The organism is Chryseobacterium sp. MIQD13 (genome assembly GCF_050496705.1).
Lineage (GTDB): Bacteria > Bacteroidota > Bacteroidia > Flavobacteriales > Weeksellaceae > Chryseobacterium.
In genome coordinates this window covers 1,333,213-1,348,287 of the sequence record NZ_JBNWAF010000001.1, presented here as the reverse complement: position 1 = coordinate 1,348,287, position 15,075 = coordinate 1,333,213, and the positions used below count along the sequence as shown (strand labels likewise).

Genomic DNA, 15,075 nt, shown 5'->3' with positions numbered 1-15,075 from the left:
AATTTAAAACTAAATAATGGATAATCCAGTTATTGAGGAATCAGAAAAAATTAATATTGAGGAAATAATTAAACCTTATTTAAAAAATTGGTTATGGTTTGTTATTGTTCCTATAATTTCTATAATTATAGCATACTCCTATTTAAGGTTTGCTATACCTGTATACAATATTCAATCATCAGTACTTATTAAAGATGCCAAAAAAGCAGCTCCCGTAGGTGGAGATTTTGGTGTATTGTCAGATTTGTCAACATTGGGAGGAATGGGAACCAATAGTATTGATAATGAAATAGAAATTTTTAAATCTAAAAAACTGATGCAGGAGGTTGTAAAACAGCTAAGGCTGCAAACCTCTATCTATACAAAGTATGGTTTAAAAGAAAAAGAGCTTTATAAAAATACCTCTCCCATAACTATTGAGGTAGTTAATGAAAAGCCTTTCACTAAAGTGCCTACAAAGCCAATTTCAATTGAAATATCGGGAGAAAATATAACATTAACAAGTGATGAGCTGCCTGAAATTAAAGCCCATTTTAATAAAGTCATAAGTCTTCCTTATGCCAATATTATAATTTTGAAAAATGCAAAGTTCAATAAGCTAGAAGCAGGTGAAGTAGGAGATTTATATATGACCTATTCAACTATTGACGATGCCGTAAATCGTATTCAGGGAATGCTGAATGTGGCGTTACGAAATAAAGATGCAACAGTAATAGGACTATCTTTGAATTATGCAAATATTTCTAAAGCTAAAGATATTATAAATAAATTAGTAGAAGCCTATAATAATGATGCTATCTCAGATAAAAATTCTGAATCTAAAAAAACAAAAGATTTTATAGATGACAGGATCAATATTATATCAAATGAATTGGGTCAGGTAGAAAATGAAAAAGAAAAGTTCAAATCTAATAATCAGATTACAGATTTAGGAACAGAAGCAAAAATTAATCTTGAAGCTTCAGCAGAAGCTCGGGCAAAGCAAATTGACCTTGAATCCCAACTTGAATTGACAAACGCATTGATCAATTTTATGGGCAAGCAGAATAACAGCCAGGTTTTGCCTGCAAATATTGGTCTAGACAATGCTACTGCCACTGCTAATATTACTGCATATAATCAGTTGGTATTAGAAAGAAACCGATTGTTAGAAAATGCAACTCCTCAGAACCCACTGATTATAGATCTTAATAAGCAAATTTCGTCTTTAAAGGGTTCTGTAATGGAAAGTCTGATTAAAAATAAGACCGGGATCCAGTTAGCTAAAAACCAATACGAAGGAGAACAAAATAAAATTAGTTCAAAAATCACAAAGATTCCTGCTCAGGAAAAAATGTTTAGGAGCATTGAGCGTCAGCAACAGATAAAAGAAAACCTATATCTGTTATTGTTACAGAAACGAGAAGAGACAGCTATTTCCTTAGCAGTAACAGCCAATAAAGCAAGAATTGTTGATTATGCTTATGCTTCCCCTAAACCTGTTGCCCCGAAAAAGCTTCTTTTCTTGGGAATAGCATTAGTATTGGGACTTCTCTTGCCTTTTATTATTATTTATCTTAAAGAATTATTTAATAATAAAGTTAAGACTAAACATGATTTAGAAAAACTTTCCCATGAAAAATCTGTAATAGGTGAAATTCCAAGCTTAGAGAAAGGCGAAGATGAACTTATAAAAGTTAATGATCTTTCACCAATAGCAGAATCTTTCAGAATCCTTATCACCAACATGAATTTTATGTTACCGAAAAAGAAAGATGCGAAAATTGTTTTTGTTACATCTACGGTGAAAGGAGAAGGAAAGACTTTTGTATCAGTTAATTTAGCACTTACTCTGGCTACTCCAAGCAAAAAAGTAATTATCATTGGTTCTGATATCAGAAATCCACAACTTCAAAGATATAATCCTGCCAGAAAAGGCCTGCTAGGGCTTACAGAGTATTTGCATGAACCAAAAACCCAGCTTCAGGATATTGTCCATGTATCTACATTTAATCCGTATCTGGATGTTATTTATTCCGGAAGTATTCCTCCAAATCCTACTGAACTTTTAACTAATGGCAGATATGAAAGCCTGCTGGAAGAGCTGAAGGATAAATATGATTATATTATTTTGGATACGGCACCATTAATGTTGGTGACTGACACATTCCTTTTTGCAGAAGCTGCCGATGCTACTTTATATGTAACAAGATCAGGATACACAGAAAAAACACTAATAGATTTTGCTAACAGCAGTATAGACTCCGGAAAGATTAGAAACGTAGGTTTTGTTTTAAATGATGTGAATAAAGACTATTTTGCATACGGAAACAAATATGGTTATGGTTACGGAGCTCATCCAAAAAGCTGGTTTGAAAAATTGAAAGAAAAATTATAATGTCAAGAGTAGTTAATGTAATTTTATCAGGAGGCGTTGGCAGCCGTCTTTGGCCATTGTCACGAAAAAATAAGCCTAAGCAGTATTTAAATATTTTTGGCAATAAATCTTTATTTCAACTTACGGCACTTAGAAATAAGAATCTGTCTGATTCTATTTTAGTACTTGGTAATATTGATAATTATGTTCTGTCGGAAGCAGCTCTTTCAGAAATTGGCATTGATCAGTATCAGCAGATTATTGAAGCAACACCCAGAAACACTGCTGCTGCAATAGCATTGGCTGCATTTGCGGTGGATGATGAAGATATTTTATTGATTACCCCGTCAGATCATCTGATTGAAAATCAAGTGGAGTATGACAAATCAATTAATGAAGCGATACAATTAGCCCAAGAAGGGTATTTGATTACTTTCGGATTGGTCCCTACGCGGCCGGAGACCGGTTTTGGATATATTCAGGTGAAGGGGAATGATGTGGTTGGCTTTAGAGAGAAACCAAATTTAGAAACGGCACAGGAGTTTCTCGATAGTGGAAATTTTCTTTGGAATTCAGGAATGTTCTGTTTTAAAGCTAAAATATTCTTAGAAGAGCTGAAAAAATATCAACCAGTGGTTTTTGAAACCTCAAAAAAAGCATTTGAAAAATTACATGATAATAAGCTTCCTCTGGAAGAAAGTATGGAAATTCCCTCTATATCTGTAGACTATGCAGTAATGGAAAAAACGACCCGGTTAAAGGTTGTGAAATCTGATTTCAATTGGTCAGATATGGGATCTTTTGAATCTCTTTATGATTATCTGAAAGCTAATGGAAGGCCCATAGATAAACATGGTAATATGGTAATTGGTACAGATATTCACACAGAATTTTTAGGAATAAAAAAAAGTATTCTTATCATTACAAGTGATGCAATATTGGTTTTGAAAAAAGATAAATCACAAAGAGTAAAAGACGTATATGAGCAATTATTTGTTGATAAAATAGAGCTTTTATAAAATTAAAATTTCTCAATGACTGTTTTTAAAAACTATATTTTCAATTTTTTGCTTCTTATAAGCCAATTATTGTTTCCGTTAATTGTATTGCCTTATACAAATAGAATTCTGGGTCCTAAAACAGTTGGTATATTTAATCTTGTTGATAATTTTGCTCAATATTTTATCACAATTGCAGCGTTAGGAATTTCTGTTTACGGAGTTCGGGAAATCTCAAAAGCGAAATTTGTTTCAAAACAAAATCTAAATGAGACTTTCTCAGAACTTATAAGTATCAATAGTATTTTGACTGTTTTCGTTTTAATTGTATACTTTTTTTTTGTTTTTTTTAATCCAACTGTTAAAGCTAATCAGGCTTATTATTTAATAGGGAGTGTTCAGGTATTGGTTGGCGTTTTCTCATTAGAATGGTTCTTTCAAGGTACAGAAAATTTTAAATTTATAGCGGTTAGGACACTTATAGTGAAGATAATCAGTATAGTAGCTGTTTTTGTTTTTGTGAAAAATGCTTCTGATGGTCTTATTTATTACTTTATTACAGTTTTAACATTTGTCTTAACATCAATTTTAAATATTACTTTCATTAATAAGACGATTGAGTATAAATTGCCTTCAATAAAAAATCTTAAGAAACATTTATCCCCATTACTTACTTTCTTTACCACTAAATTTATGATTAGTATTTATGTTACTATGACTACTATCTTATTGGGTTTTTTAAGTACTGAACAAGATGTGGGATATTTTTCCTTAGCTTTTAGGGTTTTTAATATAGTTGTAATTTTGGTATCATCACTTACAACTGTTGTATTATCAAAAACAGCAATTATGGTAACTGAGGATATAAAGGCTTTCCAAGACCTAATTAGTAAAATTGTTATTTTTAATATTTTTATGGGTTTACCTGCTGCAGTTTTGGTTAATTTATATGCCAAAGAATTTGTATATATTTTAGGTGGGAGATCATTTGAACCTGCTATTTTTTCTTTGAAGTTTTTTTCTGTTCTTATCTTTGTAATTCCATTTAGTAATTTATTTGCATTAAACATTTTAACGCCTCTAAAAAAAGAAAATGATTTTCTGAAAGCAACTATCATAGGAACTATTATAAGTCTGATCCTCAATTTCTCTTTAATTCCTTCGAAAGGTTATTTAGGGGCGACATATACATTTTTAACTACAGAAATAGTAGTTTCACTATCATTGTTCTATTATGCTTATAGAAGACAAAAATTTAATTTACACTTATCTTTTCTATTTAAAACTTTTGTGGCTAGTAGTTTTTTTATTCCCATATATTATTTTCTCCCAGATATTAATGTATTACAACGGTTAATACTAGGTATGTTTATATCAGGTGTATTTTATTTATTACTTCAAATATTTATTATAAAGGATTCAATTATTATTTACTATGTCAAGCCATTTTTGAAAATAAAACTAAATCAAAATGAGAAGAAATAATAATACTTATATATCTGTTGTTATTCCATGTTATAATGTGGAGCATTTTCTCCATACGGCATTAGATTCAATTCTGAATCAAACTTATCCATATTTTGAGGTTATATGTATTGATGATTATTCAAGTGATAAAACATTAGAAATTTTAAAACTGTATTCAGAAAAAGATGAGAGAATAAAGGTATTTGCAAATGAAGAAAACTTAGGTGTAACGGCTACAAGAAATTTGCTTATTAATTATTCACAATATGAATACATATTATTTATGGATTCGGATGATATATCTGATATTCAGCGTATTCAAAAGTTAGTAGAAGAGAGGGACAAGTATAATGCCGACATTGTTTCTTCTAATTATACCTTTATTGATGAGTATGGTAGTCCACTTAAAACGAATGGATTAGATTTATTGAAGACTAGGTTAGGAATAAAGTTTGTAACATTTTTCAATTCCCCGATCCCTCATGCACCCTCTCTAGTTAGAAAAAAGCTGCTCACGGATAATAATTATAATGAGAATTATAAAGCTGCTGAAGACTATAAACTATTTTCAGATTTAATGTGTAATGATGGGTTAAATGTTAGAATTCTTGACGAATCATTATATCTATATAGAATAAATCAAATGGGCATGTCAATGTCAAACAATCATTCACAAATAGAAAGTCATATTAGAATTGCAACAGAATTTATTTGTAAAGAGTTTGGGAAGTGTGATAATTATGATTTTTGGAGACTCTCGAAATTTGATATATCTTTGGAAGTCTTATCTCGAAGTCATATAATATCTTCCTTGAAACAAATTAATCAAATTAGGGTATTGTATCTAAACAAATACAGCCTTTCGAAACAAGAGAGGGAAGAAGTAAATAGATATACGGCTCAGTATTATATTTTCAGCTATTATAGTTTGCTTAAACAGGCATTTAGAAATAAAAAAATTATCAAAGCTTTAAGTTGTATTTCTATAAGTTTTATAAACAATATTAATATATTAATAAATGTTAAAAATATAAAATGGATGATCAAGAAAATATGAAATTATCAATAGTAATACCCACGGTGGGTCGTACAAAAGAATTAGATAATCTATTGGAATCAATAGAAAAAGCTAAGCTGGATTTTCGATATGAGATAATCATTATTGATCAAAATGATAAGTTTTTTTTAGATAACATAATAAATAAATATAATGGGAAGCTACCAATTATTCATGAAATAGTTTCTTTTAAAGGCTTATCTAAAGCGAAAAACCAAGGAGTTAAGCTGGCCTCGGGACAATTTATAAGTTTTCCAGATGATGATAGCAAAATTTTACACGATACATACCAAAATGCTTTTGTAGAGATTGAAAATAATAATCTTGATATGGTATTTGGAAAATGTATTGATGAAAAAGGAATAGATAGTGTTTTAAATTTCAAAAAAGAACCAACTTTTCTTAATCAACAAAATATGCTAGGAGGTTTTGTTGAAGCTACTGTAATAAGTAAGACAGATATATTGAAAAAATGGAATTTTGATGAAAACATGGGAGCTGGGTGTTTCTTTGGAGCAGAAGAAGGATATGATTGGTTGTACAGAATTCTCACAGAAAGTACTTCCCTGAATATAATGTATTCGCCGAGAATTCAATTTTTTCATCCTCAGGTAATTTTATCTAAAGGTGATGAAAGTTCTTTAAATCGTGTATTTAAATATCGATGTGGGACTGCATATCTTTGTGTAAAACATGATTTTAGACTTAAATTAACAAAAAGAATTTGGCTTAGCCGTATTGCTTCTCTTATCTACTATCCATTGGATAGAAAAAAAGCAAGTTACTATAATGTGGAAAAAAACGCATTGCAACTAGGTAAAGAATTTGCTAAACTAAAACTAAATAAATGAGACTATTCAAAAAGCTACTTTCATCCTTTGGGATATTTCAGTACTTTATATTATTAATATGCTATTTGTTTTTAGTTGTATATAAAAATGATACATTATTAATTCTAGCATTTTTTTATAGTTTGTTTTTGGGATTTTTTGTCATTAAAAATAGAGTTGATTATTTATTAGCAAATGGAAATGCATTAATATTTCTTATATTTCTCTTTTTATATGGAATTTTTCAGGCTATGATAGAGAAAATACTAAATGGTGAAATATCAGATACCGTTTATATATCCACTATAGTTTATGCTTCAGCAATTCCAGCCTATATTATAGGTTGGTCTTTTAGTAAAAAAGAACAATATGATAAATTGTACGAGTCTAATATTAAGGAATATAAAAATAATAATGGATATAATCTTTTTCTTATAATTATACTACTTATTCTAATTGGTTATGTTACGTATTTTTTCTATTCTATAGGGGCTCTTTTTAATCCATCGGTATTGGAGAAGGACCGTTCAACTTTATTCGAAGAAAGAGGAATGGGCAGCATTGTGATTGGATTGCTCATCTCGGGTATATTTTTACATTTTATTTACTATTTTAAGAAAATTCCAAAAAAAATTCGATATTTTGTTACAGCAATTTTGATATATTATATTTTGTTACAACTTAGTGCGGGAAATAGAAGAGATTTTATGCCAATGATTTTAGGTATTTTTTGGGTGGTTGTCAATATTCGTAAAATAAAATTTACATTTTCTTTGTTAGTTGGTCTCTTAATAGCAATATCAGTTTTTCAGTACCTAGGTACAATTCGAAGTAATTTATCCTCGGGATTAACGAATGTTTCAAATGAACAGAATATCATTAATACTTTACAAAGTAATGAATTTGTTTATCCATTTTATACATTAAGTTTTGATCTTAAAAATTATCAAAATAATCAATTAGATTTAAAATACGGTGAATCCTATTTGTATCCCATAATTTTTTTCATTCCTAGAAATATTTATCCCGAAAAACCATATTCTCTTGCTGATCAATTTATCAAAAGAAATTTTGGAAATAGATATACAATGGGATTTGCATACACTCCTGTAACGGAAGCATTTGTAAACTTTGGATATGTAGGTCCATTTTTCTTTTATTTATTTTTAGGCTTTTTAATTAATAAGGTTGCGAATAAAAAGAATCAAGTTTTAAATTTTATCTTTTTTACTATGATTCTTGATCTAAGTAGGGGAGAATCAGGCACGTTTTTCTATCAGTTTTTTTTCGTTTCATTATTTTTGCTAATAATACCAGGTATAATAAAATTAATTCAAATGAAATGAAAGTCGTATTCGATAATATCATATATTCACTTCAAAACTCTGGAGGAGGGTCGGTTTACTGGACGGAACTTATAAAAAGATTCAGTGCGGACAAAAGATTGGATGTTGTATTTTATGAACAAGAAGAACCCAATTATAATATTTTTAGAAGAGAGTTTTCACTTCATAATGTAGAAAAAGAAACTTTTCTAAATTTAAAGATTAGGAGATATTTAAATTTCACGAAGCCAATACAGGAAAAGAGTATATTCCATTCCAGTTATTTTAGGATTTCAGGATCAAAGTATGCTATCAATGTAACAACGATACACGATTTTACAACTGAAAAATTTAGAACTGGTTTAGCCCGTTGGGTGAATTTGCAACAAAAAAGACATGCCGTTTTGAATTCAGATGGTATTATTTGTATTTCGGAAAATACCAAAAAGGATCTTTTGCATTTTGTTCCGAATTTAGATCCCCAAAAAATTAGAGTTATTTATAATGGTGTGAGTAATGACTTTTTCAAAATAAATGAGAATTTTGAAATTTCGCAGAAAAACCCAAAATTTGCGACTCTTGAAAATTATAAGTATTTACTCTACATAGGCCACAGGACAGAGTATAAAAATTTCCCTATCGCAGTTAAAACAGCTGCGAAAGTTAAAGATAAATATAAACTAGTAGTTATAGGAGAGCCATTTAATGATGATGAAAAATTGTATGTTGAATCTTTATTGGGGACACAATATATTCAGCTTTCAAGATTAAATAATGAGGATCTGAACTTTTTATATAATAAAGCGTTTGTGCTTCTATACCCGTCATCATACGAAGGATTTGGCATTCCGTTAGTGGAGGCTATGAAAACACATTGCCCGGTTATTGCGAACAAAAATTCTTCAATACCGGAAGTGGTTGGAGATGCAGCCATATTGTATGATGATATCAATGAGAATTTGATGGCTGAAGGAATTTTGAAATTAGAGGATGAATCATTTAGAAGAGAATTAATTCAAAAAGGAGTTTTACAATTCCCTAAATTTGACTGGGACAAAACTTATTTGAAATATCTGGAATTTTATAAAGAATTGTATGATGGGAAGTAAGCTGACACAATATGGCTTTTGGGGATTATGTAAAATGACTTTAAATCTGATTAGAACTAAATTTACCTTTTCAGATGCCCGTATTATTCGTTTCCCAATAGATATTCGTGGTAAAAAGTTCATTAAAGTTTCAAAAGGTTTTACAACAGGTGTAGGATGCAGAATAGAGGCATATCCGGAAAATGAGCAACCCACTTTATTCTTTGGTGAGAATTTTCAGATGAACGATTATGTTCATATTACAGCAATGGAAAAAGTGGAAATAGGGAATAATGTCTTATTTGCCAGTAAAATTTATGTGTCCGACTGTTCACATGGGAGCTATGCGGGAAATGAAAATGATTCTTCTCCAGATTCAATTCCGCATGATAGAAAATTATTTTCGAAGCCGGTTATCATTGAAGATAATGTTTGGCTGGGTGAATTTGTTTCTGTCTTGCCCGGTGTAGTTATAGGAAAGGGGACAATTGTAGGGGCCAACTCGGTGGTTTCAAAAAGTTTACCTGCAAATGTTATTGCAGTGGGAACTCCTGCAAAACCAATAAAAAAATATAATTTTGAAACCCAACGCTGGGAAAAATATAATGATTAATAAATACAAACTATGAAAAATATATTAATTACAGGTGGAGCCGGTTTTATAGGCTCTAATTTAGCATTAAAACTGATTGATAAAGGCTATAATATTACAGTTTTGGATAATCTTTCGCCACAAATACATGGTGAGAACCCTGCCGAAACTTCCCCATTGTATCTTAGCATTAAAGACAAGGTTAAATTTATTTTAGGCTCAGTAACCAGTGAGGAAGATTGGAAAAAAGCTTTAGAAGGTCAGGATGCTATTGTCCATTATGCTGCCGAAACAGGTACGGGACAATCTATGTACGAAGTAAAAAAATATATTGATGTTAATATTGGTGGAACTGCCATTCTTTTAGATTTGTTGGTCAATACAAAACATAATATTAAAAAAGTAGTGGTGGCCTCTTCCCGTTCTATTTATGGAGAAGGTAAGTACATCAGTCAAGAGTTAGGTGCAGTTTATCCGACACAACGTACTGCTGATTATATGGATAAAGGTGATTTCGAAGTGAAATACTCTGGTTCTTCTGCTCTTACTTTGGTAGGAACGGACGAAACTTCAAAAATTCATCCATCATCTGTTTATGGTATTACAAAACAAAACCAGGAACAGATGGTTCTTACAGTTTGCCCTACAATTGGTATCGCTGGTGTTGCATTCCGTTACCAAAATGTTTACGGGCCTGGCCAGTCTCTGAAAAACCCATATACAGGAATTCTTTCCATTTTTTCAACTCAAATTAAGAACGGAAATGGGATCAATATTTTCGAAGACGGAAAGGAAACCAGAGATTTTGTTTTCATTGATGATGTAGTAGATGCTACTATTTTAGGTTTGGAGAAAGAGGAAGCTGATAACCATGTTTTCAATGTTGGAACCGGTGTTGCAACTGATGTTTTAGAAGTGGCCAATGGTTTAATCAAAAATTATGGTGTTGATGTTCCGGTAACGGTTTCAGGAAATTATCGTTTAGGAGATATTCGTCATAATTATGCTGATTTAACGAAAATCGAATCTTTATTAGGATTTGAGCCAAAGGTAAGTTTTGAGCAAGGTCTACGGAAATTTACAGAATGGGTAAATACTCAGGAAGTGCAGGAAGACCAATACCAAAAGTCGATTGATGAAATGAAAGCTAAAGGTTTATATAAATAGATTATTTTGAAAACAGTTGCCTTAATTCTTATTTTATTTTTAAATTCAATAGGATTATCCGGACAAATTTTGTCGGTGAAAGAATTTAATGCGAAGGGAGATGGTGTTACTGATGATACTAAAGCTATTCAGAGTGCATTGAATAGCGGTAAGCCAATACGTTTTGAACAAGGAGTTTATTTAGTGAGAACTTTAGTTGTTCCATATAACTTTAAAGGTTTAAGTATGGAAGGTGTTGGTTTTAATCATTGGCATAATGATGTAGGAACGGTACTAAAATCAATAGGAAATGAGCCTATTTTGAAATTTGTGGACGGTTGTGATTGGGTGAAAATTTCTAATTTACGGTTCGATGGGAATAATATAGGTGGAATTGGTATTGATGGAACATTTGGTGGAGGATTAATTATTGATAATGTCGGATTCTATAATTTTCAAAGCATTGGTCTAAAATCGCGGCAAGGTTTGCTCAGGATTAGTAATTCGTTTTTTTTTAAAAATAAAGTTGGTGTAGAGTTATTTTCAGATAGCACTATTACCAATACTGAAATTACTGGAGGAGATATCTGTCTTAAGATTGTTGCCGGTGGAAACAGGCTCTCCAATATTTGGCTAAATAGTGCAAATGAATGTTTACTTCTATTAAAACCATTAGATGAAAAAACAGGACATCAAAATACATCTATTACAAATGCATATATTGGGGAACTATTTAATAATAATGGTCGGGAAGCTTACCAGATAAGAATTGAAGGTAACGCAATTAAAAGAGTTCAGCAGATTCAGATTACAAATTCTTTTTTTGTACATGCAACAGATACAAAAAGTATTAATAGTTTCTTTTATTTAAGTAATTGCGATGAAATTATTATTAGTAATTCAAATTTTCTTGGCCGCTATACCTATTATAATAAGAATTCTTATACCAAAAATTTTATTGTAGGTGAGAATAGCAATAATATTAAGGTAATTGGGAATATTGTCAAAGGAATAAATCAGGAAGCTGTAGTAATTAAAAACGGTGCTTACGACTGGAGTATATTAAACAATGATTTTATAGATTGCGCAGGTCTTAATAATGTAAATGCCGTAATAAAGGCGATCCCTAGTTCTAGGTCAATTATTACAAATAATAAATTTTTAGATTATAGGAATACGCCAAACGTAGTAGCATTGCAAGTTGATAAATCAGAAGGTCTGCTTTTTAAAGATAACTATATTTATTATCCAAATAAAAGTATTATTGTTGATTCTAAAAATGTAGAAATCTCACAAACTAATAATTATAGATAGATGAATTTAAAAGGGAAAAGTATACTTTTAATTTCGGTTAAATTTTTTAATTACGAAGTTCTCATCAAGCATGAGCTTGAAGAAATGGGAGCTTCTGTGGCTTTATTTGATGAAAGGCCTTCCAATTCATTTTTTAGCAAGGCAATTATCCGTATAAAAAAAGAAATGTATTCTGTTAAAATCAATCAGTATTTTAACGAGATCATTGAAAAAATAAAAGATAAGAAATATGATTATTTCCTGTTAATAAAAGGAGAAGCCACGCCAAAATTTTTCCTTGATTTTTTAAAAGAAAATAATCCGGGTATCAAATTTATTTTCTATACCTATGACTCATTCAAGAATAATTCGAATGGATTGGATATTTTAAATTATTTTGAGGCTAAATTTACTTTTGACAGTCAGGATGCGGTTCAATATCAAATGAGTTTCAGACCATTGTTTTTTGCGCAGGACTATGGAAATCTATATGGTAAGAACAAAGAATTTCAGAATGATCTGGCTTTTATTGGAACGGCACACTCGGATCGTTATTCAATTAGTGAAAAGGCTAAATCATGGTGTAATGGACATCAATTAAAAATGTTTACATTTTATTATTCTCCCAGCAAACTTCTTTTTAAATATAAAAAAGCAACGGATAGGAATTTTAAAAACTTTGATTACAATAAAATTTCGTTCAATAGCCTTTCCCACCATGAAATCGTTGATGTCTATAAAAATACTAAAGTGATTCTGGATATCAACCATCCCGGACAGGATGGTCTTACAATGAGAACATTTGAAACATTAGGGGCCGGCAGGAAACTAATCACTACCAATCCTAAAATAAAAAAGTATCCTTTTTATGATTCGCAGAATGTTTATATCATAGAAAGAGAAGCAATCAAATTTGACGAAAATTTTTTCCGTTCCGATTTTAAAGAAATGAATTCTGAAATTAGAGAAAGTATGTCTTTAAAGGGGTGGGTAAATGAAGTATTTGGACTTTCATCCATTAAACATTGGGAACAGGTTTTAAAACAGTAATTATGAATATAGCCGTTTTTGGAGGTTCTGGTTTTGTTGGGAAGAATCTTATACAGTCGAGGTTGATGGATGCTGAAATTCAGGCAATATCATTAAGAGATACTTCTTGGAAAGAAGCTGCTGGTTCGGCAGATATTATGATCAACCTTGTGGGCAAGGCACACGATCATAAAGGAACTGCGTCTGAAAAAGATTATTCTTTTGCCAATGTAGAATTGGTGAAAGAAATATTTGATACTTTCATTAAATCAGATGCCAGGCTTCTTATTCACATAAGCTCAATTGCTGCCGTTGAAGAATTTGAATCTGAAAAACCATTGAAAGAAGAATCTATCTGTAATCCGGTTTCCTTATATGGTACAACTAAAAGGCAGGCAGAAGAGTGGCTTTCGGCTCAGATACTTCCCGAAAATAAAAAAGTGATTATTCTGAGACCACCAATGATTCATGGGCCCGGAGACAAAGGCAATCTGGGACTGCTCTATAAAATAATTTCAAAGGGACTTCCATATCCGCTGGCATCTTTTGACAATAGCAGATCGTTTTTGTCTATTGATAATTTCAGCTTCTTCATATCGGAAATTATTAAAAACGAAAATGAAATAAAAACGGGAATTTATCACATCTGTGATGATGAGCCGGTTTCAACAAAGGATATTATTACTATTATAAAAAAAGTTACGAATAAAAGGACACTCAATCTATCCGTCCCTAAAATATTCATACAAGGAATTGCGAAAGCAGGCGATATTTTACCTCTTCCTATCAATACGAAAAGATTGAAAAAGATGACCGGTAATCTTCTGGTTTCCAATGAAAAAATAAAAAATACATTAAAAATTACAGATCTTCCTGCTTCAGCGAAGCAAGGTCTTGAAAAAACAATAAAAAGCTTTAGTTAAACTAATGGAATATATTCTTGTCATTGTTATCCTGTTTATTTCAATTTTGATATACTTCAAAATAGCAGATAAATATAATATTATAGATAAACCCAATCACCGGAGTGCCCATACACAAATCACTTTAAGAGGCGGCGGAATTATTTTTCCAATCGCATTTATTGTTTTTTGTTTGTTTAATCTTAATGAAGCAGTTCAAAATTATTGGTCTTTTGGATTGGGGCTTCTGGCGATATGTACCATCAGTTTTATTGATGATGTCAGAACTTTATCCAATAAGATCAGGCTTTCGATTCATTTTGTTTCAGTAGTTCTGCTTCTATACTTTACCGGGGCTTTTACGTTAATGCCTTTTTGGGTATGGCCAATACTTTTTGTAGTGATAATTGGGACTCTCAATGCTTACAATTTTATGGACGGTATAAATGGAATGACTGGAATTTATAGTCTTGTAGTTCTTGGCTCTTTGGCACATATTAATAAAGATATTATACAGTTTACAGACGAAAACTTTATATTATATCCGATTTTGGCATGTTTGGTTTTTCTTTTCTTCAATTTTAGAAAAAAAGCAAAATGTTTTGCAGGGGATGTAGGAAGTATGGGAATTGGTTTTTGGGTAATCGGGCTTATTACTTTACTGGTTATGAGAACCGGAGAGTATAAATACATTTTATTACTTTCAATTTATGGGATGGAAGTCGTACTTACCATTGTTGAACGTATATTATTAAAGGAAAACATATTTGAAGCTCATAGAAGACATCTGTATCAGCTGTTTGCCAATGAGAAAAAAGTTTCTCATTTAATCATAAGCTCTGTATATGCTTTCTGCCAGTTATTGATAAATATATTTTTAATTCAAACACAATTTCCGATTTGGGTTATTATTTTGATTATATTTATTCCAGCAGGCGGAATTTATTTAGGATTGAAATGGAGCTTAAAAAAAGAATATAATTTATAGATAT

At 30.9% G+C, this 15,075-nt stretch carries 13 protein-coding genes; all 13 read left to right on the top strand.

The window, feature by feature from the left end; translation table 11 throughout:
- The first annotated feature begins 16 nt into the window (after positions 1-16).
- From ACQWU4_RS06405 to ACQWU4_RS06345, 13 genes are read left to right on the top strand one after another with little or no spacing between them, the layout of a single operon-like run.
- Positions 17-2,377 carry a GumC family protein gene (locus ACQWU4_RS06405; protein ID WP_429934943.1) on the top strand — a complete coding sequence of 787 codons (2,361 nt, stop codon included), beginning with the start codon at positions 17-19 and terminating at the stop codon, positions 2,375-2,377.
- Entirely contained in the window at positions 2,377-3,375 is a 999-nt protein-coding gene (locus ACQWU4_RS06400; protein WP_429934942.1) for a mannose-1-phosphate guanylyltransferase, read from the top strand. The genes ACQWU4_RS06405 and ACQWU4_RS06400 overlap by 1 nt, the downstream gene beginning before the upstream one ends.
- 15 nt (positions 3,376-3,390) lie before the next feature.
- On the top strand, positions 3,391-4,839 hold the full coding sequence (locus ACQWU4_RS06395; protein WP_429934941.1) for a flippase: 1,449 nt from the start codon (positions 3,391-3,393) through the stop codon (positions 4,837-4,839).
- Entirely contained in the window at positions 4,826-5,878 is a 1,053-nt protein-coding gene (locus ACQWU4_RS06390; RefSeq protein ID WP_429934940.1) for a glycosyltransferase family 2 protein, read from the top strand. Before ACQWU4_RS06395 ends, ACQWU4_RS06390 begins: the two co-directional genes overlap by 14 nt.
- Positions 5,857-6,729, top strand: a complete 873-nt coding sequence (locus ACQWU4_RS06385; RefSeq protein WP_429934939.1) for a glycosyltransferase family 2 protein — start codon at positions 5,857-5,859, stop codon at positions 6,727-6,729. Before ACQWU4_RS06390 ends, ACQWU4_RS06385 begins: the two co-directional genes overlap by 22 nt.
- On the top strand, positions 6,726-8,054 hold the full coding sequence (locus ACQWU4_RS06380; protein ID WP_429934938.1) for an O-antigen polymerase: 1,329 nt from the start codon (positions 6,726-6,728) through the stop codon (positions 8,052-8,054). The genes ACQWU4_RS06385 and ACQWU4_RS06380 overlap by 4 nt, the downstream gene beginning before the upstream one ends.
- A complete protein-coding gene (locus tag ACQWU4_RS06375) occupies positions 8,051-9,142 on the top strand; it encodes a glycosyltransferase family 4 protein (protein WP_429934937.1) in 1,092 nt (363 codons plus the stop codon). The genes ACQWU4_RS06380 and ACQWU4_RS06375 overlap by 4 nt, the downstream gene beginning before the upstream one ends.
- Entirely contained in the window at positions 9,129-9,734 is a 606-nt protein-coding gene (locus tag ACQWU4_RS06370; protein ID WP_429934936.1) for an acetyltransferase, read from the top strand. Before ACQWU4_RS06375 ends, ACQWU4_RS06370 begins: the two co-directional genes overlap by 14 nt.
- A 12-nt stretch (positions 9,735-9,746) precedes the next feature.
- Positions 9,747-10,880 carry an NAD-dependent epimerase/dehydratase family protein gene (locus ACQWU4_RS06365; protein WP_429934935.1) on the top strand — a complete coding sequence of 378 codons (1,134 nt, stop codon included), beginning with the start codon at positions 9,747-9,749 and terminating at the stop codon, positions 10,878-10,880.
- A gap of 6 nt (positions 10,881-10,886) precedes the next feature.
- Complete coding sequence (locus ACQWU4_RS06360) at positions 10,887-12,173, top strand: glycosyl hydrolase family 28-related protein (protein WP_429934934.1); 1,287 nt, start codon at positions 10,887-10,889, stop codon at positions 12,171-12,173.
- Positions 12,174-13,202, top strand: a complete 1,029-nt coding sequence (locus tag ACQWU4_RS06355) for a hypothetical protein (RefSeq protein WP_429934933.1) — start codon at positions 12,174-12,176, stop codon at positions 13,200-13,202.
- Between the two features lie 2 nt (positions 13,203-13,204).
- On the top strand, positions 13,205-14,104 hold the full coding sequence (locus ACQWU4_RS06350; RefSeq protein ID WP_429934932.1) for an NAD-dependent epimerase/dehydratase family protein: 900 nt from the start codon (positions 13,205-13,207) through the stop codon (positions 14,102-14,104).
- Between the two features lie 4 nt (positions 14,105-14,108).
- Positions 14,109-15,071, top strand: coding sequence for an MraY family glycosyltransferase (locus ACQWU4_RS06345; protein WP_429934931.1), 963 nt, complete (start codon positions 14,109-14,111; stop codon positions 15,069-15,071).
- Positions 15,072-15,075: the final 4 nt, after the last annotated feature.

Coding starts and splice junctions, on each gene's coding strand:
- ACQWU4_RS06405 (WP_429934943.1), top strand. CDS start 17: ATGGATAATCCAGTTATTGAGGAATCAGAAAAAATTAATATTGAGGAA.
- ACQWU4_RS06400 (WP_429934942.1), top strand. CDS start 2,377: ATGTCAAGAGTAGTTAATGTAATTTTATCAGGAGGCGTTGGCAGCCGT.
- ACQWU4_RS06395 (WP_429934941.1), top strand. CDS start 3,391: ATGACTGTTTTTAAAAACTATATTTTCAATTTTTTGCTTCTTATAAGC.
- ACQWU4_RS06390 (WP_429934940.1), top strand. CDS start 4,826: ATGAGAAGAAATAATAATACTTATATATCTGTTGTTATTCCATGTTAT.
- ACQWU4_RS06385 (WP_429934939.1), top strand. CDS start 5,857: ATGGATGATCAAGAAAATATGAAATTATCAATAGTAATACCCACGGTG.
- ACQWU4_RS06380 (WP_429934938.1), top strand. CDS start 6,726: ATGAGACTATTCAAAAAGCTACTTTCATCCTTTGGGATATTTCAGTAC.
- ACQWU4_RS06375 (WP_429934937.1), top strand. CDS start 8,051: ATGAAAGTCGTATTCGATAATATCATATATTCACTTCAAAACTCTGGA.
- ACQWU4_RS06370 (WP_429934936.1), top strand. CDS start 9,129: ATGATGGGAAGTAAGCTGACACAATATGGCTTTTGGGGATTATGTAAA.
- ACQWU4_RS06365 (WP_429934935.1), top strand. CDS start 9,747: ATGAAAAATATATTAATTACAGGTGGAGCCGGTTTTATAGGCTCTAAT.
- ACQWU4_RS06355 (WP_429934933.1), top strand. CDS start 12,174: ATGAATTTAAAAGGGAAAAGTATACTTTTAATTTCGGTTAAATTTTTT.
- ACQWU4_RS06350 (WP_429934932.1), top strand. CDS start 13,205: ATGAATATAGCCGTTTTTGGAGGTTCTGGTTTTGTTGGGAAGAATCTT.
- ACQWU4_RS06345 (WP_429934931.1), top strand. CDS start 14,109: ATGGAATATATTCTTGTCATTGTTATCCTGTTTATTTCAATTTTGATA.